Genomic DNA, 21,214 nt, shown 5'->3' with positions numbered 1-21,214 from the left:
TTACTTTTTCCCCGCAACTACGATTTTATCTATACCAGCCGCTTTGATTTGATCCATGACTTTCATTACTTTGCCATGTTTCGCCTCTTTGTCAGCCTGTACAATTACAGTATCAGTTGACTGCTCGGCTAACATTTTCTCAAGGTTAGCTTGTACACGTTCAACGTCAACCATACGCTTGTCCATCCAAATATCACCATTTTCGTTAATTGCGATAAAGATATTCGCTTTAGGCTCAGATTTAGACTGGCTAGCTTCTGGTTTATTTACTTCTATACCCGCTTCCTTTACGAAAGAGGTCGTTACGATAAAGAAGATCAACATGATGAATACGATGTCTAGCATCGGCGTCATGTCAATCGCTGCATCTTCTTCTTCTCGGCGATGTCTACGTGCCATAATAATTCTCTCTAATGATGTGGCAAACTATCCACTAACTTTTCCACTTCCACTCGAACGCGTGTTTCAATTCTAGAGCTAAAGAAAACCCCAGAAAGCGCCGCAACCATACCTGCCATTGTAGGTATTGTTGCCATGGAAATACCCGATGCCATTAAGCGAGGGTTACCCGTTCCAGAGACAGCCATGGTTTCAAAAACTGAAATCATACCTGTTACTGTGCCGAACAAACCGATTAAAGGACAGACTGCCACTAGGGTTTTAATCAAAAGAATTCTGGCGTTCAGCAATTCTGATGCTTCAGAAATCCAGGCATCTCGCACTCTGTGTGCATACCAGGAAGTCGTATCTTCACGTGAATCCCAACGTTCGATAATATTTTTTCGAAGTTTTGGAAATTCTATAAACATGAACCAATATCGTTCAATCATTAAAATCCACATGACAGCTAGCACCCCGAAGACGATCCATAATACGTCGCCCCCGGTTGATATAAATCCCCTGACAGTTTCCCAAAGTTCTATCAGGTATAACATCTTATGCTCGCTCCTTCTCCGCGTGAGAAGCTACAATGCCTGCACTTTGTTCTTCAAGTACATGGACAATTGACTTACTCTTAGCAGCCGTGATGCTGTGTAAGAAAATTAGAGGTAGTGCTGCAATTAGACCTTGTGCAGTCGTTACCAATGCCATTGAGATATCGCCGGCCATAATTTTCGGGTCACCTGTACCGAACAATGTAATCGATTGGAAAGTACCAATCATACCTGTAACTGTACCTAGTAGACCTAATAAAGGCGCGATTGCTGCTAAAATCTTGATTACGTTGACACCACGTTCAATACTTGGTGTTTCGCGCAAGATAGCTTCATCCAATTTTAGCTCTAATGTTTCAGTGTCTACGCTTTTGTTAGAATCATAAACACTTAAGATGCGGCCAAGTGGATTTTTCTGGCTTGGGCTTTGTAAGTTTTTAAGCTGAGACTTAATCTTCGCACCCACAACAGTTAATGTGATAAAGCGTTCAAGAGAGATAAGCGCACCGATTAGTAACACAACTGTAATCACATAACCTGGTAAACCACCCTGATGATAGCGTTCCATCATAGTTGCTTTTTGCTTGAAAATATCAAGAATCGCACCACGAGATGGATCTAGGTATAAACCAGCGAAACCAGAAGTTGTACTGTTAAAATCAGCAACAGAGGCAACCATGTGGCTTTCAGGCTGACGACCTAAAGGTTCGATTTGATCGCTTTCTGAGTTGAACTTTAAGTACTTGTCTTCACCTAGTAAGTTGAACGTACCCACTCGAGTAACTGTTTGCATTGACTCTGAACCATCTAAACCAACAACACTTGCGTCGAACTTAACAACTTTTGCTGACTCAGTCATTTCGGTCTGTAACGCAAACCAAAGCTCTTCAAGTTCATTTAGTTTAGGTAGTTCTTTTGCTTCCGCTAACTTAGCTAAAAGTTCAGTACGGTTTGCATATTCAGGTTGAGCACTAACGATAGATGTTGCGATTCGTCCAACCGTTTCACCTGATGCTTGACGCACAACACCAAACATTTCACCTAATGTGCCTTTCGCATCATCAAGCTCTTTAGTTTTGTCGGTGATTCGATTTTCGTTATCTGCGAATGTTTGCTGTAAGCGTTTTTGACGCGCTTGCTCATCAGCTAATTCTTTTTTCGCTTTGTTAAGTAAAGCTTGTTTTTGATCTCGTGCAGCACGAAATTCTGCTTCACGTTGTTTGTTTATTTTAGCTTCAGAAACACGGTTACTTTTTACTTCGTTAAGTAACTGGTCCAACGCGGCTGTGTTGGCATAAGAGCCAAACGACATTGACGTTAAAGCAATCGCTGAAGCAGTTAGAATTGTTTTTAAATGTCTCATTATTCTGCACTCTCCGCTGCAAACACTGGCACTTCAATCAAGTCAGGTGCAACCTGTTTCTTCGCCATACGAATTACTTTTGTAACTGGTTTATTATATTCTTCACCTAACTGAACCCAATCACGTGCAGTATTGTCCCAAACCCATGCTTTTTTAAGGTCTAAAGACTGAGCTAATAAAGCAACACGACCGATATGCACCATATCAACTGTCATGTCGTTCAATTTACCTTGGTAAGCAGAGATAGCCGAACCGTAATCATTTTCGATTTGATAAGCTTCTAACACTTGGCGATAACGCTCTGAGGTTGTGATATTTGGTTCACTCATTAATTCGCGGATACGCTCTACACGCTCTTTACGTGCTTCAACTTCAACTGGAATATCCAGCTCGATGAATTTCTCAAGTGCATCTAACATCTTGTACATTAAAGGCACAACACCTTTTTTGGTGTCTTCAATGCTGTCAATTTGATTCTGTAAGGAAGCAATCATCTTTTCTTGGTTGTTAACCAATTTTTGCACGTGATCGTTGTATACGCGTAAGTTGTCTGTTTCGTCAACTACTTGGCGGTATTCACTTAGCAAATCCAGAGACTGTTCAAACATTGAATCAACACGTTTCTGAGATTTAACTGCTGCATCATGAATAGCACGCTCTTCTTTATGCAGGTTTTCAACCTGGTCTGCTGAAGCTACTGAAGACAGTGACATAGCACATGCAACAGCAACTGCAGAAGCGAGTTTTTTGCTCTTTATCATCTTTGACACGATTCCCAATAATTAAAATTGTTTGGAACTTACTTAGCTGTGGTGGACGGTTGATAACATCACCGTGAAAATAATTTCCGTACTGTTTATTAATAAAACAATAACGAATCTTCTACCAAATGTATCAGACTGTCAACCGAGCCGCTTACTTGTTGGAGATTTGTTTAATCTAGTATCTAGCACTAAAAGATCCTAGTTCAAATCTCACTTTATATAGACGCCGTTAAATCTTAGCTAAAGTACATAGTAGATTGCAAAGAATTTTATATAAATACGTAATATTTTAGCTATTTTCTTCACTCAGATTAACATAAATGTGTTTTTTGTACTAAAAACCACCAATTGTAAATCTTTTAGTTATTAAAAAGATATTTTGATTCAACAAAATAGTTTTCTAAAACGATTAGGTTTAAACACCTTGTTACAGATTAATATTTGTTTTTGTAATAACGAAAATAAAAATTCTAGATGGTAGGAGCAGTGAGTTTATGGCTAAAAAGACACAAATATGAATCTCTCTAGCATATGCATCGACCTTTATACCGCACTTATATCACACTTATATCGCACTTTTGTTGCCTCGGTTTTAAAGATCAACACACTGCTAGTATTTTTATAGACTACATTCTTTCGTTGGTTTCGATACCTAAAAGATGTAAACCGGTACGCATTACTTTAGCCGTCCAACGGCTCAGTGCTAATCGGCTCTTTTTGTCATTTTCTGTAACATCTAGTTTAAGAATTGGACAAGCTTCATAGAAGGTCATGAATAAACTCGCCAGCTCGTATAAATACAAACACATTAGATGAGGTTGCGCTTCTAAACAAACTTGCTCTAGAGTATCTTCAAACTGCATGAGCTTTAAAGCAAGCGCTCTTTCTTGCGCCATTTTTAATAATATTTCAGAATCTATCGCGCGCTCGTCAATACCCGCTTTTGTGAAGATAGAACGAATACGGGTATAAGCATATTGCAAATAAGGCGCTGTTGCCCCTTCAAAGCTCAACATACTATCCCAGTTAAAGATATAGTCACTGGTGCGGTGTTTGGATAAATCAGCAAATTTAACCGCACCAATACCGACTTTACGCGCGATTTCATTTTGCTCTGACTCTGATAAATCTGTCGAACGTTCAGCGATTAGCGTTTTTGCTCTGGCGATAGCTTCATCTAGCAACTCAACTAACTTAACAGTGCCACCTGAGCGTGTTTTAAAAGGTTTACCATCACTGCCCATCATGGTGCCAAATGGGTGATGCTCTAAGCTCATATCTTCAGTTACATAACCAGCTTTACGCGCGATAGTAAAGACTTGCTGCATATGCAACGATTGGCGGGCATCGATAAAATACAAATTGCGATCCGCTTTCAGAGTCTGGCCACGATATTTTAGCGCAGCCAAGTCTGTAGTTGCGTATAAAAAGCCCCCGCCCGACTTTTGAATGATAACCGGCGACGGATTTCCTTCTTTATCGGCTAATTCCTCTAAAAACACAACTTGCGCGCCTTGATCTTCAACCGCTAAACCTTGTGCTTTCAAATCGCTAACAACTTCATTTAACATCGCGTTATAGGCACTTTCAGGCTTGATATCGTCTCGCGTTAAGGTCACATTTAATTTTTCGTAAACTTCTTCACTGTGTGAGACTGAAATATCGATAAATTGTTTCCACAAAGCTTCACAACGTGCATCACCGGATTGGAGTTTTACGACATATTCGCGCGACTTGTCTGCAAATTCACTATCTTCATCGAAGCGCTTTTTCGCTTCACGATAAAATGTCTCAAGGTCAGCTAACGCAACTTCTGCTACAGATTGATCGGCTAAGACTGTTTCAAGATGGGCAATTAACATCCCAAACTGAGTGCCCCAGTCGCCCATATGATTTTGCCGGATCACATTGTGCCCTTGAAATTCAAGCGCCCTAACAATTGCATCACCAATGATGGTTGAACGTAAATGACCAACATGCATTTCTTTTGCTAAATTCGGTGATGAATAATCGACAACACAAGTTTGTTTAAGTTTTGCGGGCGCGACCGAACAACGAGGATCATCTATATGAATATTTAACTGTTTTGCCAGCCAAGATTCATTTAAGAATATGTTAATAAAACCCGGACCGGCAATTTCTATTTTGCTGGCAATCTCATTTAAATCTAACTGCTGGACAACTTTTTCTGCTAACGCTCTTGGGTTGGTTTTTAAGTGCTTAGCTGCGCCCAGTACGCCATTGGCCTGATAATCACCAAACTTAACTTGTTTAGACAACGCAATGTGTGGGCCGAATGATTCTGGGATCTCAGCTGCTAACATCGCAGCTTGAACTTTTTCAGCTAAAAGTTGTTTAATCTTCATTTATTTTTGCCTTAATGTTCTCGAGTCTGATGGAACTCAATATCGGGGTAACGTTCTTGGGCTAAACTTAAATTAACCATTGTTGGGGCAATATATGAGAGATTTTCTCCCCCATCCAGGGCTAAATTCGCTTCAGCTTTGCGCTTGAACTCGTCTAGTTTTTTGCCGTCTTTACAGCTAACCCAACGAGCTGTTGCTACATTAATCGATTCATAAATTGCATCAACGTTATATTCAGACTTCAGTCTTTGGACAACGACATCAAACTGCAAAACACCAACTGCACCAACAATTAAGTCGTTATTAATAAAAGGTCTGAAAACCTGTACTGCGCCTTCTTCGGATAATTGCACCAAACCTTTTAATAATTGTTTTTGTTTTAGCGGATCTTTTAATCGAATGCGGCGGAATAATTCTGGCGCAAAGTTCGGGATCCCTGTGAATTTAAGCTTTTCACCTTGCGTAAAGGTATCCCCTATTTGTATCGTGCCATGATTATGCAAACCAATAATATCACCAGCGTAAGCATTTGCCGCTCTCTCACGATCGCCGGCCATAAAAGTCACGGCATCCGATATACTGATAGATTTCCCTAAGCGAACATGATTCAGTTTCATTCCCTGTGTATATTGACCGGAAACGATTCGCACAAATGCAATCCTGTCTCTGTGTTTAGGATCCATGTTGGCTTGAATTTTAAACACAAATCCACTGAATTTTTCATCTGTTGCTTCAACCACTCTTTCATCTGTTTGCCTTGGCATAGGAGACGGAGACCACTGAGTTAAACCATCTAACATATGATCAACACCAAAATTGCCAAGTGCGGTGCCAAAAAATACAGGCGTTAACTCTCCTTTATCAAACAAACTTTGATCAAATTCGTGACTGGCACCCACAACTAATTCTAACTCTTCACGCAAAATTTCAACCAATTCATCACCGATGGCTTTGTCCAACTCTGGGTTATCTAAACCTGGAATGACACGAGCATCCTGTATTGTATGCCCTTGACCTGACTGATATAAAATGGCTTCGTTACGATGGATATGAAATACACCTTTAAATGCTTTACCACACCCTATTGGCCAGGTTATGGGCGCACAGGCGATATTTAATTCGGTTTCAACTTCGTCCAGCAATTCCATTGGATCTCGTATATCGCGATCCAGTTTATTCATAAATGTAATGATAGGGGTATCCCGTAAACGGGTCACTTCCATTAATTTACGAGTACGATCCTCGACACCTTTGGCCGCATCAATAACCATCAAACAGGAATCTACCGCGGTTAAGGTTCGGTAAGTATCTTCAGAGAAATCTTCGTGACCTGGCGTATCCAACAAATTGACCAGTTTATCCTGATACGGAAATTGCATTACAGACGTGGTTACCGAGATACCCCGTTCTTTTTCCATTTCCATCCAGTCAGATTTAGCATGCTGATTCGAACCTCGGCCTTTTACCGTACCAGCTTTTTGCAAAGCTTTGCCGAATAAAAGCACTTTTTCGGTGATTGTCGTTTTACCTGCATCAGGGTGAGAGATGATTGCGAAAGTTTTTCGCTTATTGATTTCATTTAGAAAAGTTTGCTCTGCCATCAAAAATTCTTTTGGTTAATGTGCGGATTCTAAATGTGCTTTAAAACATTCTAGCTAACAGGCGCTAGCCTAATCCGTATTGTTAAAAGGAAATAGCGGGTATTTTCGCTGATATTGACATCAGACACAATCAAAGCTTTACGATATGCCCACTATTTAAGCATTAATTGCATATTCAATGCATCGACACCGGCTGCATAATAGTTTTTTCGTATAGAGATTGGCTGATAGCCTAATTTTTGGTAAAGATTAAATGCCTCAGTATTGTCTGAACGTACTTCGAGCCAGACTTTGTGCACTTGGTTTTGCTTTGCAAAATTGATCATGTATTGGTGTAGCTGCTGCGCTATCCCTTGGCGCCTAGCATGTGGGGCGACACATATATTCAATAGGGAGAGTTCATCAACCACCATATCGGCAATTAAAAAACCTGCGACCTGATTATTGCCTAAACATACCAGATTAAAATATCTAGGGTGCAAGCAAGACTTAATTAATGCTTCACTCCATGGATGGGCCTGACTTGCCTGTTCAATTGCATAAACCTGTGCGCAATGCTCAACCGACATTTGTTTAATGTCATAAAGCTGGCTTGTCATAACAAACGGCAAATCTGTTGCCACAGTGCTTTTTTATCTGTGCTATTCAATAAATTAAATGACAACGCTGTGGTTAACTCTGGGTGCGTTAATTGAATATGCGTACGAATATTTTGAGTATTGCATTCTTCTGATTCAAACTGCCAACTCGTTTCTGGTGATAAACAATTTAATAATGCACCAGCATCCGCTTGACTGATATTTTCGACCGCTATATGAGCTGGAGCTTGCGCTGCAAGGATAGTATTTGAAGTGTTTTTTGTTTGATAGACTGGAATGTCTAATTCATGAAGAACGGCTGTTTGGTAATCATTAAGATAAGACATGAATACCTCTTAAACAGTCAAAAAGAGTTGGCAGGGGCGGAGGGACTCGAACCCCCAACCATCGGTTTTGGAGACCGCTGTTCTACCAATTCGAACTACACCCCTAACGAACTGCAGCGAATTATACAGGCGCTTTTTCAGCTGTAAAGCAATTAATTGCATGAAATGGTTCAACTGGTTAATTTATCTTCGATATGACGTTTTCGACAATGTCATTGAGCTCAACATCTTCAATGTCAAAAAATTCAAGTAACTGCTCTCTTACCATTTCCCACTCATCGCTCGTTTCGTTGCCTCGCTGAATATCTAACACGATATGACGCGATATTTTTAATACTGCCAGTAACCACAAGCCCACTTTACTCAGCTCTGAGGTGGTGAAGATACCTGCACTATCATGCTGATAGTATATCACTTCAATTAAATCTTTCGGTAAACGCCATCGTTGACCTAACAGAGCACCAATGGTTGTATGATTAGTTTGAAATTTGTCGCGCTCTTCTGTCAGTATACTGTCATTCCATCCCAACGATTCGGCTTTATGCATCACTTCATAGTACGAGGGGTAATTAATACAAAGGACCGGAATACCCGCATTATGAAATAAGCCCAACATATATGCGTTGTCACCTAGCTGTGGTTTTTCCAGTTGTTGACAAACTAACGCACAGACATTGGCGATGTTCGTTGAATCTTCCCAAAATTGGGTCAACTCATCACTGGCCGCCATAGCGCTTTTTAATGCAACCGCTTTGACGATGGGGAAAACTCTTTTCAACCCCAAAACCATCACTGCTTGATCGATAGATTTAATCTCTTTGTTGCGACGAAACGCCGCAGAGTTAACAACCTGCAAAACAGCCGCAGAGATAGCAATATCGCTGGAAATAGATTGTGCAATAACACTGACATCCGGTTCGGGCTTCTTCGCTTCATCACTAACTTTAAGCAATGCTTCAGGTCGAGGTGGAATGGTTACATTTTGTAAAATCTTTTTTTCAGACGCGGTAATTTGTATCGCCATAAAGAAACATGCCTTAAAACATCAAGTAAGCTCATTAAAGGTTACCCAATCATAAGCGATGCAGCAAGTTTAACCTCGACAAATACTGCATTGCTCATCACTGGTTAAGGAAAATTGCATAAAACTCATCTCCCACGCATCGAAAGTCAACAATTTATTAAACATAACCTTTGTCGGTTGCGTTATAAGTTTAACGCATTCAAGCGCCTGCATACTTCCCATAATACCCAATAATGGCCCTAATACACCACTATTGCTACAATTTAATCCCGCATCCTGAGCAGCTAAATCTGGGAATACACAATGATAACAAGGTGTTTTTTGCTGTTTAAAATTAAACACCATCAACTGTCCTTCACCTCGGATAGCAGCGGCTGTAATTAAAGGAACCTGTTGCTCAACGCAAGCTTGATTAATAAAATAGCGACTCGCTGCATTGTCCGTACAATCTAGCACCGCAGTTGCATTTGCTATCAATAGCTTAAAGTTTGATTCTTCTACTTTAACGGTTTGAGCATCAATTTTGATTTCAGTATTTAGCGCCTGTAATTGTTGGCTGGCCAGTTGTGCTTTATCACGCCCAATATGGTTGGTTTTGTATATCACCTGACGCTGTAAATTGCTCAGTTCAATGGTGTCAGGGTCAATTATCGTCAGATGGCCAACGCCTGCAGCGGCTAAGTAAAGCGCCGCTGGGCAACCTAAACCACCGGCACCGACAATCACCACATGGCTGGATTTCAACTTAAGCTGGCCACTTTCGCTAATTTGCTCTAATAATAAATGGCGGCTATAACGCAAAGACTCTTTATCCGTTAAGTTGTTCATTTTGCTCCAATGCATTAGATTCACTTAATATTTGCTTAAAATACTCAACCGTCATAGCAACATTTTCGGCTTGAGTGATTGCTGTTACAACCGCGATTGAACCAACCCCTGTAGCAGCTACGTGTGGCGCATTGGCTTTGGTAATACCGCCAATAGCGACCATAGGTATCGCACCTTCGACCAATTTCAAATATCGACTGAGTCGTCTAACACCTTGAATTTGGCCTGTCATATCTTTTGTATTGGTTGGGTAAATTGCGCCAACCGCGATATAACTTGGTTTTACTTGCAATGCACTTAACAATTCAAATTCGCCGTGTGTACTGATGCCCAATCTCAAGCCTGCTTTTTTAATGGCTTGCAAATTAGCACTTTGAATATCTTCTTGTCCCAAATGCACGCCATAAGCTTGGTATTGGATAGCCAACTGCCAATAATCGTTGATAAACAATCTCAGGTTATACTGTTTTGCTAACTCGACCGATTTTTTTATTTGTGCACGTAAGGTTTCTTGAGTGGCGTTTTTAATTCTCAGTTGTATGGTTTTAACGCCTAACTTCGCCAACTTTTCAATCCACTCAGCCGAATCAACAACCGGATATAAACCTAAAGACTGAGTGTTACAAGCTGCAAAGTCAGTTGCCCATGCTGCATTACCCAGTCCAATCTCCCAGTCTAGTTTATTTGCTATCGGGCTGCCACTTTGCACAATTTCGGGATAGTCTAACGGGTTTAACGGCCATTGACCTTGGCGTATCGGCCCATAGGCCCCTTGAAAAGATGCAGCTTCAGCTAAACCTTGATTAATAAAAGCTTTAGCCACAGTCGCAGCATCCCTAAGTAAATAGCCCTGCGCTAATAACGCAGCAATGGCAGAAGCGTAAGTACAACCCGTGCCATGGTTATGCTCGCTAAAATTGCGCTTTGACGCCAGCCAATATTGCTGCTCTCCTATGTCAGCCATATCCACACAATGCGACGTATCTACGTCAATATGTCCGCCTTTGATAATACAAGCTCCAACACCTAACTTCATTAATCCTCGACTGGCTTCAATCATGCTTTCCCAATTAATGATATACACGCCAGATAACCTTTGGCATTCTTCTGCGTTAGGTGTAAGTACATCCACTAGGGGCAGTAACTTTTCTTTAATGCTTGGAATAATATCTTCTTCTGCCAAACTACCACCGGCTGATGCAATCGCTACCGGATCATAAACAATACGTGGCAATGGTGCCGAATTTTGCAAATCTAAAATCCATGACGCGACAATTTCTACTTGCTGACTATTCGCCAGCAGACCAATTTTAATCACACTCGGCAGTCTATCCTGCGCAAGTGAGTCTAACTGCGACAATAAAACTTGATTGCTAACTGCATTAATTTCCTGCACGCCAAAGCTATTTTGTGCCGTATTTGCGATAATCACAGTGCAAACATCACATCCCAAATTATGCATTGTTTTCAAATCTGCTTGTATACCGGCACCACCGGAACAATCAGAGCCGGCAATACTCCAGACTATTGGCCGTGAAGCTGTATTTTCGAACGTCATTTTTTATCCTGTCTGATGCCAAAAAGGCATACCTAAAGTTGGCGTACTGGGTTGTGCTGTATTTTTTTCTGGCATTCGACCAGCTTCATACGCTAATCGGCCGGCCTGACAAGCGGCTTTAAATGAAGCCGCCATTGTGACGGGCGATTGAGCTTGAGCGATAGCTGAGTTGAGCAAAATTCCATCATATCCCATCTCAAAAGCTTGAACAGCGTGCGAAGGCAAGCCAATGCCAGCATCAACTATTAATGTGATCTGTGGGAAACGATGCCGTATTGCAGATAGTGCGTATGGGTTTAATAACCCTTTGCCTGTGCCAATAGGGGCTCCCCAAGGCATTAATACTTTACAGCCCAACTCGACTAAGTGACGGCAAATAACCAAATCATCCGTGCAGTAAGGCAAGACTTCAAACCCGTCATTTAACAAAATTTCAGTTGCTTTCACTAAATCAATTGGATCGGGTTGTAAGTTGTATTCATCCCCCACCAATTCTAGCTTAATCCAGTTGGTATCAAATATTTCTCGTGACATTTGTGCCAAAGTCACGGCTTCTTGAATACTATGACAACCTGCTGTGTTGGGTAAGATAGTCAAGCCAAGGTCTTTAATTTGTTGCCAAAACTGTGTCCCGCCGCCTTCTTCCGGTGACTGTCGGCGCAAAGAAACCGTTACTATTTCTGATGCTGATGCGCGTATGCTGTCCTGCATTATTTTGGGTGATGGGTACAAAGCGCTGCCAATCAACAAACGGCTATCAAAGGATTTACCGTAAATTTCCAACTTATTTGTATCTTGCATAGCTAGCCGCCTTGGACAGGAGAAAGTATTTCAATACTGTCTTGTGTTTTAATCTGAGTTTCTGCATGTTGGCTTTTAGGAATAAACTGACCATTAACCGCCAGTGCAAATGGTGCTTGTGCACCATGCTGTACAACTACATCTAATAAGCTTAAGCCATCTGAAAATTCAGCTGGCTGACCATTAATCGTTACATTCATAAACTATCCTCTTACGAGAAAAATAAAGCTTCACACTGAGTTGCATTTTGAAAGTTGATACTGCCCAATGTGCTGTCAGCTATTGTCTTAGCAGAATCTTGAAACAATCGAATTAATGCTTGTTCAAGAATAGCCGGGGCCAACAGGAAGCCATGTCGATATAGACCATTTATCCGCATCAAACCTTGTTCAACTTGAATGCAAGGATCATTATCTGTCATGGTCGGCCTTAACCCACTATCCAATGCTTCTATATGTGCCTCAGCAAAACCAGAGTGTACACTATACGCGGCAGATAATAGTTCCATCGATGAGCGTACAGTCACCGGCTTTTCCGATTCAGATTCAATTTCAGTTGCCCCTATAACGTACTGTTTATCGGGTTTTGGCACAATATAAATCGGATACCTTGGATGCATTAATCTAATCGGCCGGCTAATATTTACTTCAGGTGCATATACACGCGCAACTTCACCACGCACGCCGCGTAGCTGACGCGCTCGGTTGTTTTGCATATCGGCTTTAGCGCCCATACCACGGCAATCGATAACCCAGTCGTATTGCATTGTTTGCGTACCGCAAACAATAGTATTACCTTCCACTACAACTGGTTTTTGCCAGTGCATTTTGACCGCATTTTGCTGCAAAGCCTCGAGCAATGCTTGATATAGTTTGCGATTATCGATTTGCGCTTCATTTTCGATATATAAGCCTTGGTTAAATCGATAACCTAATTCTGGTTCTAATTCTGCAATCTGTCGCGCATTCAACGTTTTTAACGCGTTTGAGTTTTTTAATCGTTGTTGAAAACTTAATAAATCGCCTCGATCTTGCGCATGCGCTAAAATTAAACTCCCTGCTTGCTGGTAAAAAACAGGTAGTTCCAAATCAGCCAATAACGCCGGCCACAATTGCAATGTCCGAAATCCCAATTGCGTGACCAGCGGTCCGGCAATCACTGACTCTGCGACAGGTGCAACCATTGCAGCGGCGATGTAACCGGCACTGCCAGTTCCACTGGCCATTCCTTTGTCAAAAAGCTCGACCTGGCAACCAGAAGAAGCATGACTTAAGCGCCATGCCATCAGCCTTCCAATTAACCCGCCGCCAACAACGGCAATTTTCATATCAAACGACCCTACTTTGCTGTGTGATAAAGTTCTGAACCTTTTTCACGAAACTCTTTCGATTTTTCCGCCATCCCAGATGACGCATCAGCCGGTTGGATTTCGATTTTTTTAGCTTCTAAATCTGCAGCATAATCACGAACTTCCTGAGTGATTTTCATCGAACAGAATTTAGGTCCACACATAGAACAGAAGTGCGCTACTTTACCCGACTCCTGTGGTAATGTTTCGTCATGGTACTGACGCGCACGTTCTGGATCCAAACCTAAATTAAACTGATCATGCCATCGGAATTCAAATCGAGCTTTTGATAAAGCGTTGTCTCGAATTTGAGCGCCCGGATGACCTTTAGCCAAATCAGCAGCATGCGCAGCAATTTTATAGGTAATCAAACCTTCTTTCACATCCTCTTTATTGGGTAACCCTAAATGCTCTTTGGGTGTGACATAACATAACATTGCACAGCCATACCAACCGATCTGAGCGGCACCGATCCCCGAAGTAAAGTGATCATACCCAGGTGCAATGTCTGTGGTTAATGGACCTAAGGTGTAAAAAGGCGCTTCATGACAATGCTCTAACTGCTCTGTCATATTTTCATGGATCATATGCATCGGAACATGACCAGGACCTTCTATCATCACCTGCACATCATGCTTCCAAGCAATTTTAGTGAGCTCACCTAAAGTACGTAGTTCACTAAACTGAGCTTCATCATTCGCATCAGCGATAGAGCCCGGACGTAATCCATCCCCTAAAGAAAAAGACACATCATAGGCTTTCATGATTTCACAGATGTCTTCAAAATGGGTATATAGGAAGTTTTCTTTGTGGTGTGCTAAACACCATTTTGCCATGATAGAACCGCCACGCGACACAATTCCGGTCAATCGCTTCGCTGTCATTGGCACATAACGCAACAACACACCTGCATGAATGGTAAAATAATCAACCCCTTGCTCAGCTTGCTCTATCAAGGTATCGCGGAAAATTTCCCAAGTAAGGTCTTCGGCAACACCATTTACTTTTTCCAATGCTTGATAAATTGGCACAGTGCCAATTGGCACCGGTGAATTTCGGATAATCCATTCACGTGTTTCATGAATATAACGACCCGTCGATAAATCCATTACTGTATCGCCACCCCAGCGAGTTGACCAAACTAACTTTTCAACTTCTTCTTCAATTGAAGAAGTCACGGCTGAGTTACCAATATTGGCGTTCACTTTAACTAAAAAGTTTCGACCAATAATCATAGGTTCAACTTCTGGGTGATTTATATTCGCCGGGATAATTGCGCGACCTTCAGCCACTTCCTGACGCACAAACTCAGGCGTAATTTGTTCTGGTAATTTAGCGCCCCAAGCTTGGCCTTTATGCTGTTGATTTAAGATTTCACCTTTGATCTCTTCACGCTTCATATTTTCACGAATCGCGATAAACTCCATTTCCGGGGTGATAATGCCCTGACGTGCGTAATGCATTTGTGATACATTTTTGCCCGCTTTGGCCCGACGAATTTTAGGTAGGTGTTCAAAGCGAATATGGTCTAAACCATCATCTGCCAGCCGTTTTTGGCTATAACGTGAAGTGACTGAATCTAAAGCCTCAGTATCATTGCGCGCTGCAATCCATTGCTCTCGAATGCGCGGTAAACCTTTGTGTACATCAATTGTAATATCGGGATCTGTATAAGGACCGGAAGTGTCATAAACACGAATCGGCTCATTTTTTTCGAATTCAGGCTCATCTTTAGTCCCACCGACTAATGTATCTGATACCGCAATCTCGCGCATCCCGACACGAATAGAGGGATCACTACCTTCAACATAAACTTTTTTAGAATTTGGAAATGGTTGCCCCGAAAGATTATTGATAAATTCCTGGGCTTCTGCTCTTTTTTCTCTGCGACTTAATTGTGACATAGTGGTGCCTTTATTATGAGTGAAATAAAGACGGAGTGTGGCTGTCGACAAGACATCATTTTATGGATGGTTTATCTTGTTCCCTACGCTGGTTTAACCCAGATCAGGTTCGACGGATCCCGCTAACGCGATCTCAGCCCTAAGGCACTCCGACAAGTAATCGCTGATGATTATATAGACTCTCTAGAAATTTTAAAGAGTAAAAGTTGCATTGCAGGAAAGTGGAACAATAAATCTTCTGATTAAAATCAGAATTTGAGCTATTTACTTGTAATTCTCTGTCTTTGTATCAATAATCAGCGCATATGCTAGGTATTTTTGGACACCATAAAAACCACTAATGAATCCAGAGCTCGTAAAGTTTTCCAAGGTTTTGATTATTGATGATCAGCCTTTAGCACAAATATTTTTAAAACAATCTTTAGAAAAGATAGGTTTTGAAAATATATCTGTTGCAGAAAGTGCAAAACATGCGTTGCGCTTGTGTCAGGAAACTTCATTTAGCGTTATTATTTGTTCATATAACCTCAGTCGAGACCGTGACGGTTACCACTTATTTGAAGAATTAAAAGCGACGGGCGCTGTGCGTCTAACCACTGCGTTTATCTTTACCAGTGCCGAAACCGATGCAACTTTAGTGAATAGTGTTGTTGAGCTACAACCGGATGATTTTTTAGCTAAACCTTTTACGGCAAAAGAGTTGAGTGAAAGACTGCGACGTGTATTAACCCGCAAACAAAAACTCAGTAAAATTTATCAGGCGCTCGATCAAAATGATTACGCTAATGCGCTGCAAAATATTGATGCCATTTTAACAGACAGCAAAGCCGCTAACTTATATCCACTCGTGTTACGCATCAAAGGTGATGTGTTACTTGCACAACAAGATTACACAGTTGCTGCAAAATTCTATTATGAAGTTATCACCCTGCAAAAATTCACTTGGGCAATGGTAGGTTTAGCCAAAGCCTATCTAGGGTTAAACAAAGAAGACGCAGCCAAATCAATTTTAGAAAAGCTGGTCACAAAACCCGAAACCAAATTAGCCGCATTAGATTTATTGGGTCAGTATTATATCCAGCATGATGAATATGAACTTGCTTATCAACAACTACAAAATGCAACCGGACTCTCTCCGCGCAATATAAACAGACAAAAAAATGTTTTATCGCTTGCTCGCTTACTACACGATCACAGCGGACAATATGTCACAGCAAAAACCATGCTGAAGTTTGCGAAAAAGTCACTACATGACTCCCCTGATTTATATTTAACCGTTGCCAGAGCAGCAATTGATTACGCGATGACCTTGCCGGAAACAGAATCTGCCGCAATCGCACGTCAGTCTGAGCGATACTTAGAGACGCTTAAACATGAATTTCCCAACCATCCGGAAACAAAAGATAAAATCGCTGTCGTACAGGCAAGATTGCATTATCTAAAAGATGAACAGGGAAAAGCAAAACAACTGATCAACAGTGTGATGGAACAGCACAATGAGGGCAGTTTGGAAGATCACTTAGACAAAGCAAAAGCGTTTCACGAATTAGGTTATCAAGACCAAGCTGTACAGTTATTGGAAGGATTAGCTGCGCAAACAGCAGACGACCCACTCAATGAAAAAATCATGAGTAGATATATTAAACAAGAAGCGCAAGAAAAAACCGACATTCCATTCTCTCCCCGTCAACTCAACAATATTGCCGTGCAACTTTATAATAAAAAGCAGTTACCCGCCGCTATCCAAGCGTTTGCCGACGCGTTAAGGTTAATGCCGAAAAACAGTCGAATTGCACTTAATATGTTGCAAGCATTGGTAGACCAAAAGTTAAAAACCACGCTCAATGACACTCAGGAAGAGTTGTATCAAAAATGCTTACGCATACTCAATACAACAAGTTTAACCAGCGAACAACAGCAAAGATATGACAAACTTATCGAGCGTAATAACCAGATAAAAGTCCCCCAGCACTAAGTGGCAACGGAAGTTTCTAGCACCCAATTCTCATATTCAACAAATCGGAAAGCCGCACACCCACTCGAAGCCGTTTGCACGACACTTTTTTCAAAATGTCGAAATAAACCACCCGCACTGACTAACTGTTGAGTACCATTGTAACAAGGCTCGATAGACCACTCATCATATCCACCATTGACCGTATCCACTAGGTTATCCCCCGTCAACGCGTTTAAAATATAATATCGCCCAACTTCCATACAAGGTGAAAACAGCCAGTCAGCTGATTTGCACTGATTACTGAGCGATAATTTAACCTCTCCATTATGAAAGCGTAAATACATGCCATCCAGCGTTTTTATATGCCATTTATATGCAACGAGTAAGGATTGCTCTTGAATCATAGCCTTTAACCTACCTGCTTGAATTTGCGCGACTCTTTTAGCCTAGCTCAAACCATGTTAATTGCAGGTAAGTTATTTAAAAAGAACGTAATTTAAATCTAAGAGACTCACGGTCAGATAAACAATAAAAGCAAAAATTATTGGATTTCATTTACCTGGTTATATATAAAGAGGACTGAATGTAACAATCAGATATAAGATATACCTAACTGTTACATTGAAATTTAATAAAAGCGCAACACCTCAAATAAATGACCAACAGACATTTATTTTAACCAAAAAACAGACGCCATAACCAACCGTGACTGAGCTCTTCTTCACATCGTTTAAGCTGTGCACCATAGCGCTCTGCGCGGCCTTGTACTTTAGCAGCCACTTTTTTTAACCAAGCCTTGCGATTATATGATTTTTTACGATAACCACCCCAACCTTCGTGATAGTTTAAGTACTGGTTATAGGCATCCCATTTAGAGACGCCATTGACTTTATGCGTTTTGTAAATAAACCATGCCATAAAATCTATCGCATCTTCAAAATCATCCCTGTCAGCCCAGCCATTACCCGTTTCACGTTTGTAATCTTCCCAAGTGGGTGTTTTAGCTTGAGAATATCCATAAGCGCTACTAGCACGACCAATCGGAATAAAGCCTAAAAAATACTCCATTGGGGGCCTAGCATCCGCTCTGAATGAACTTTCCTGATACATCATTGCCATCGGAATATGAATGGGTGTTCCCCATTTAGCCTGAGCATCTTTGGCCGCATCATACCAATCTCTATTTTCAAAAAAGATTTCACATAAATCTTCCGGCTTTTGTGGGGGCGCCGTTGCACAAGCGGCTAACAAACACAGGGTAGAGATTAAAATTAAGCGTTTTTTATTATTCATATCTATTGTGCAAAATACTGATTTAAAAAGACGTCAAATGGCAAATTTTGTGATTGTTCAATCTGCACCTGTTTTTCACGACTTGCCTTAGCTGCGTCCGCTAAAAAGCCTGCATCGAACATCGCATAATCTTGCCCCATGAGTTGTGAACGATATTGACTGGCCAATTGCAAACCTAACTCGCCATTATCAATATTTTCAGACAATAAGCGGCTAATAACACGCCCCGACGGCGTTGTTTCAGGTTGCCGAATTTTGCGCATTTGGCAATCCAGTGCTTGTCGGTAATTTGATGAGGCATCACCATCAAAGTAATTTGCAAGTTGATACAAATCATCCAGAATTGAATGCGCCCATTCAGTCAATGTGATTTTTTGCTGACCATTATTTAACTCAACACCGGGTTTGCGCCCGTACAAAATAGTTTGTTGCATGTTTGCAGTGATTAAAAACTCATCATTACAATGAATTTCGGGTGACGCTTGTATTGCGCACCAAGTTAAAAATACGTCTAGAAATCGAATTTGCTCAATATCTAATCCAACAGGCGTAAACGGGTTAATATCCAGTGCACGCAGTTCAATATATTGAATACCGTCGCGCGCCAAAGCATCCGTCGGCTTTTCACCGCTTTTGGTCACCCGTTTTGGCCTGACAGGTGAATAATATTCATTTTCTATCTGCAAGACATTGCTGTTGAGTTGATTAAAAATACCGTTTTGTCCGCTCGGTATATGTGCAAAATCACCAGACGGCATTTTAATCGCTTGACGTAAACCCGCAATATATTCATCCAAATTGTTATAACGAATACTTAATACCGATTGAGCTTTATTTGTGTAACCCAGATCACTTAATCGTAATGAGGTGGCATAGGGTAGATACAATGACCCTTTACCGACTTTTTCAAACGGATAGGCAGACTGTTTACCTTCAATAAAGGACGAACACAAAGCTGGAGATGCACCAAATAAATAAGCTAACAACCAAAGGTGGCGTTTCACATTACGTAAAACAGCTAAATAACGATCGGATATAAAATCTTGATTGAGTGTTTTATTTTGTTGTTTAGCTAAGCGTTGCCAAAAACTGTGTGGGAAAGAAAAATTAAAATGCACCCCTGCAATAACCTGCATATAACTGCCATAGCGGTTTTTTAATCCTTCTCGATAAAGAGTTTTCATTTTTCCGGTATTTGAACTGCCGTATTGCGCTATTTCAATATCCGATTCGCAACCGACAAAACACGGCATACTCATTGGCCAGAGTAATTCATCTTGCTGATTGTGATAAGCAAATTTATGCAAATCGGCCAGTTGACTTAAACTCACTTCAGGCTTATTTTCAACGGGCGTAATAAATTCTAATAAACTTTCCGCATAATCTGTGGTGATATAAGGGTTGGTTAATGCAGAGCCCAACGCTGCCGGATGCGATGTTTTGGCTAATTTACCATTTGCCGCAATACGTAACGCTTCTTTTTCGATCCCTCGACTGAGTTGCCCAGCATAAGCTGTTCCTTGCGTTTCGAAAAAGTCACGCAAATCGCCTGCTAAAATCACTATGAATATTCCTCAACAAGATAAGTGCAGTAGAAAAGATGGGCCGCACAATAATAAAAATTAAAATACATGAAAAATGCACTGAACCCAACCTTAAAATAAGATTGCTGTAAAATGTAGGCTCAAAGTTTGATTTCAAGGCAAGTGTGACAGAAAAAAACCAAGTTAATTCGGCGAATAATGATATATTTCAAAAGTTAAGCTATTTTAATTACTTATCCTAATCTTGCGCCAACATAACAACACAGCCTATTTTACACGGCAAAGTGCTATGCTTAGATAATTAGAATGCTTAAGACAAATAGAAAAAATAAAGGTAACTGGATGACGAAAGAATTTAGCTTTGAACAAACACGACTGATAGGTGTTTTCTTAGAAAAAGAAAAAACAACACCCGACCAATACCCCCTATCAATTAACGCAATGACAAACGCCTGTAACCAAAAGTCCAATCGCGATCCCGTCGTCAATTTTAGCGAAAGCCAAGTACAAAATATCGTTGACGAACTGATTAAGCTTAGGGTTTTACAACTTGTTTCCAGCCCATCCGCTCGTGCCGCCAAATACAAACATAGATTTTGTGGTTCCGATTTTTCTTTGTTTGATTTATCCCCTGCACAAAGTGCAATTATTTGTCTGCTATTTTTACGCGGCGCTCAGACGCCAGGCGAATTAAGAACTCGAACACAAAGATTATACGCGTTTTCTGATGTCGCACAGGTTGAAGAAACACTCAGCGAGATGGCTCATAGTGAAGATCCTATGGTAAAAAAGCTTCCGCGTGAAGCTGGCAAACGCGAGTCTCGCTATATTCATCTTTTTACATCCGATGATGAGATAGCAAAATATGACAACTTAACGGATGCAAACACAGCGCAAGCAAGCCTTCATCCTGATGAGCAACAACGTATCGAGCAACTCGAACAAGAAGTTGCACAGTTAAAAACAGAAATAGCTCAGATAAAAGAAGCCCTTGATCTGTAAA

20 protein-coding genes, 1 tRNA gene and 1 riboswitch are annotated in these 21,214 nt (G+C 41.0%); of the genes, 2 read left to right on the top strand and 19 right to left on the bottom strand.

The window, feature by feature from the left end:
- From FNT16_RS11220 to thiC, 16 genes are all read right to left on the bottom strand, one after another.
- Window positions 1-399: an ExbD/TolR family protein gene (locus tag FNT16_RS11220; RefSeq protein ID WP_143871663.1), complete on the bottom strand. Its 399-nt coding sequence runs from the start codon at window positions 397-399 to the stop codon at window positions 1-3.
- 11 nt (window positions 400-410) lie between these two features.
- A complete protein-coding gene (locus FNT16_RS11215) occupies window positions 411-935 on the bottom strand; it encodes a MotA/TolQ/ExbB proton channel family protein (protein ID WP_143871662.1) in 525 nt (174 codons plus the stop codon).
- Window position 936: 1 nt separating this feature from the next.
- Entirely contained in the window at window positions 937-2,298 is a 1,362-nt protein-coding gene (locus FNT16_RS11210; RefSeq protein ID WP_143871661.1) for a MotA/TolQ/ExbB proton channel family protein, read from the bottom strand.
- Window positions 2,298-3,059 carry a DUF3450 domain-containing protein gene (locus tag FNT16_RS11205; RefSeq protein ID WP_143871660.1) on the bottom strand — a complete coding sequence of 254 codons (762 nt, stop codon included), beginning with the start codon at window positions 3,057-3,059 and terminating at the stop codon, window positions 2,298-2,300. The genes FNT16_RS11210 and FNT16_RS11205 overlap by 1 nt, the downstream gene beginning before the upstream one ends.
- A 629-nt stretch (window positions 3,060-3,688) precedes the next feature.
- Window positions 3,689-5,428, bottom strand: coding sequence for an arginine--tRNA ligase (gene argS / locus FNT16_RS11200; RefSeq protein ID WP_143871659.1), 1,740 nt, complete (start codon window positions 5,426-5,428; stop codon window positions 3,689-3,691).
- An 11-nt stretch (window positions 5,429-5,439) separates the two neighbouring features.
- Entirely contained in the window at window positions 5,440-7,029 is a 1,590-nt protein-coding gene (prfC, locus tag FNT16_RS11195; RefSeq protein ID WP_143871658.1) for a peptide chain release factor 3, read from the bottom strand.
- A gap of 152 nt (window positions 7,030-7,181) precedes the next feature.
- Window positions 7,182-7,628: a ribosomal protein S18-alanine N-acetyltransferase gene (rimI, locus tag FNT16_RS11190; RefSeq protein ID WP_143871657.1), complete on the bottom strand. Its 447-nt coding sequence runs from the start codon at window positions 7,626-7,628 to the stop codon at window positions 7,182-7,184.
- Entirely contained in the window at window positions 7,625-7,954 is a 330-nt protein-coding gene (locus FNT16_RS11185; protein ID WP_143871656.1) for a hypothetical protein, read from the bottom strand. Before FNT16_RS11185 ends, rimI begins: the two co-directional genes overlap by 4 nt.
- Before the next feature lie 28 nt (window positions 7,955-7,982).
- Window positions 7,983-8,059 (bottom strand) — tRNA-Trp (locus tag FNT16_RS11180).
- A 73-nt stretch (window positions 8,060-8,132) separates the two neighbouring features.
- Window positions 8,133-8,978 (bottom strand): HDOD domain-containing protein, encoded by an 846-nt coding sequence (locus tag FNT16_RS11175; RefSeq protein ID WP_143871655.1) that lies wholly within the window; start codon window positions 8,976-8,978, stop codon window positions 8,133-8,135.
- A 69-nt stretch (window positions 8,979-9,047) separates the two neighbouring features.
- A complete protein-coding gene (locus FNT16_RS11170) occupies window positions 9,048-9,806 on the bottom strand; it encodes a HesA/MoeB/ThiF family protein (RefSeq protein ID WP_143871654.1) in 759 nt (252 codons plus the stop codon).
- Window positions 9,787-11,364: a thiamine phosphate synthase gene (gene thiE, locus FNT16_RS11165; RefSeq protein WP_143871653.1), complete on the bottom strand. Its 1,578-nt coding sequence runs from the start codon at window positions 11,362-11,364 to the stop codon at window positions 9,787-9,789. Before thiE ends, FNT16_RS11170 begins: the two co-directional genes overlap by 20 nt.
- Before the next feature lie 3 nt (window positions 11,365-11,367).
- The gene (locus FNT16_RS11160; RefSeq protein ID WP_143871652.1) at window positions 11,368-12,165 is read right to left on the bottom strand and encodes a thiazole synthase; all 798 of its coding nucleotides are present in this window, start codon (window positions 12,163-12,165) and stop codon (window positions 11,368-11,370) included.
- 2 nt (window positions 12,166-12,167) lie between these two features.
- Window positions 12,168-12,365 carry a sulfur carrier protein ThiS gene (thiS, locus tag FNT16_RS11155; RefSeq protein ID WP_143871651.1) on the bottom strand — a complete coding sequence of 66 codons (198 nt, stop codon included), beginning with the start codon at window positions 12,363-12,365 and terminating at the stop codon, window positions 12,168-12,170.
- A gap of 11 nt (window positions 12,366-12,376) precedes the next feature.
- Window positions 12,377-13,492, bottom strand: a complete 1,116-nt coding sequence (gene thiO / locus FNT16_RS11150; RefSeq protein ID WP_143871650.1) for a glycine oxidase ThiO — start codon at window positions 13,490-13,492, stop codon at window positions 12,377-12,379.
- Between the two features lie 11 nt (window positions 13,493-13,503).
- Complete coding sequence (gene thiC / locus FNT16_RS11145) at window positions 13,504-15,417, bottom strand: phosphomethylpyrimidine synthase ThiC (RefSeq protein ID WP_143871649.1); 1,914 nt, start codon at window positions 15,415-15,417, stop codon at window positions 13,504-13,506.
- 63 nt (window positions 15,418-15,480) lie between these two features.
- Window positions 15,481-15,579, bottom strand: a riboswitch (TPP riboswitch).
- A gap of 178 nt (window positions 15,580-15,757) precedes the next feature.
- Here thiC and FNT16_RS11140 point away from each other — a divergent pair.
- On the top strand, window positions 15,758-17,392 hold the full coding sequence (locus tag FNT16_RS11140; protein ID WP_143871648.1) for a tetratricopeptide repeat-containing response regulator: 1,635 nt from the start codon (window positions 15,758-15,760) through the stop codon (window positions 17,390-17,392).
- On the opposite strand, the gene FNT16_RS11135 is transcribed toward FNT16_RS11140, so the two are convergent.
- The 3 genes from FNT16_RS11135 to gshA form a co-directional block, all read right to left on the bottom strand.
- Window positions 17,389-17,778 carry a hypothetical protein gene (locus FNT16_RS11135; RefSeq protein ID WP_143871647.1) on the bottom strand — a complete coding sequence of 130 codons (390 nt, stop codon included), beginning with the start codon at window positions 17,776-17,778 and terminating at the stop codon, window positions 17,389-17,391. The genes FNT16_RS11140 and FNT16_RS11135 overlap by 4 nt on opposite strands.
- Window positions 17,779-18,049: 271 nt before the next feature.
- Complete coding sequence (locus FNT16_RS11130) at window positions 18,050-18,667, bottom strand: transglycosylase SLT domain-containing protein (protein ID WP_143871646.1); 618 nt, start codon at window positions 18,665-18,667, stop codon at window positions 18,050-18,052.
- A 2-nt stretch (window positions 18,668-18,669) separates the two neighbouring features.
- A complete protein-coding gene (gene gshA / locus FNT16_RS11125; protein WP_143871645.1) occupies window positions 18,670-20,229 on the bottom strand; it encodes a glutamate--cysteine ligase in 1,560 nt (519 codons plus the stop codon).
- A gap of 324 nt (window positions 20,230-20,553) precedes the next feature.
- Between gshA and FNT16_RS11120 the strand changes: the two genes are divergently transcribed.
- Window positions 20,554-21,213 (top strand): YceH family protein, encoded by a 660-nt coding sequence (locus tag FNT16_RS11120; protein ID WP_143871644.1) that lies wholly within the window; start codon window positions 20,554-20,556, stop codon window positions 21,211-21,213.
- Window position 21,214 lies beyond the last annotated feature (1 nt).

Source organism: Catenovulum sediminis (assembly GCF_007289895.1).
Classification (GTDB): Bacteria; Pseudomonadota; Gammaproteobacteria; order Enterobacterales; family Alteromonadaceae; genus Catenovulum; species Catenovulum sediminis.
The sequence above is the reverse complement of the archived record's forward strand: the minus strand, read 5'-3'. Positions and strand labels throughout refer to the sequence as shown.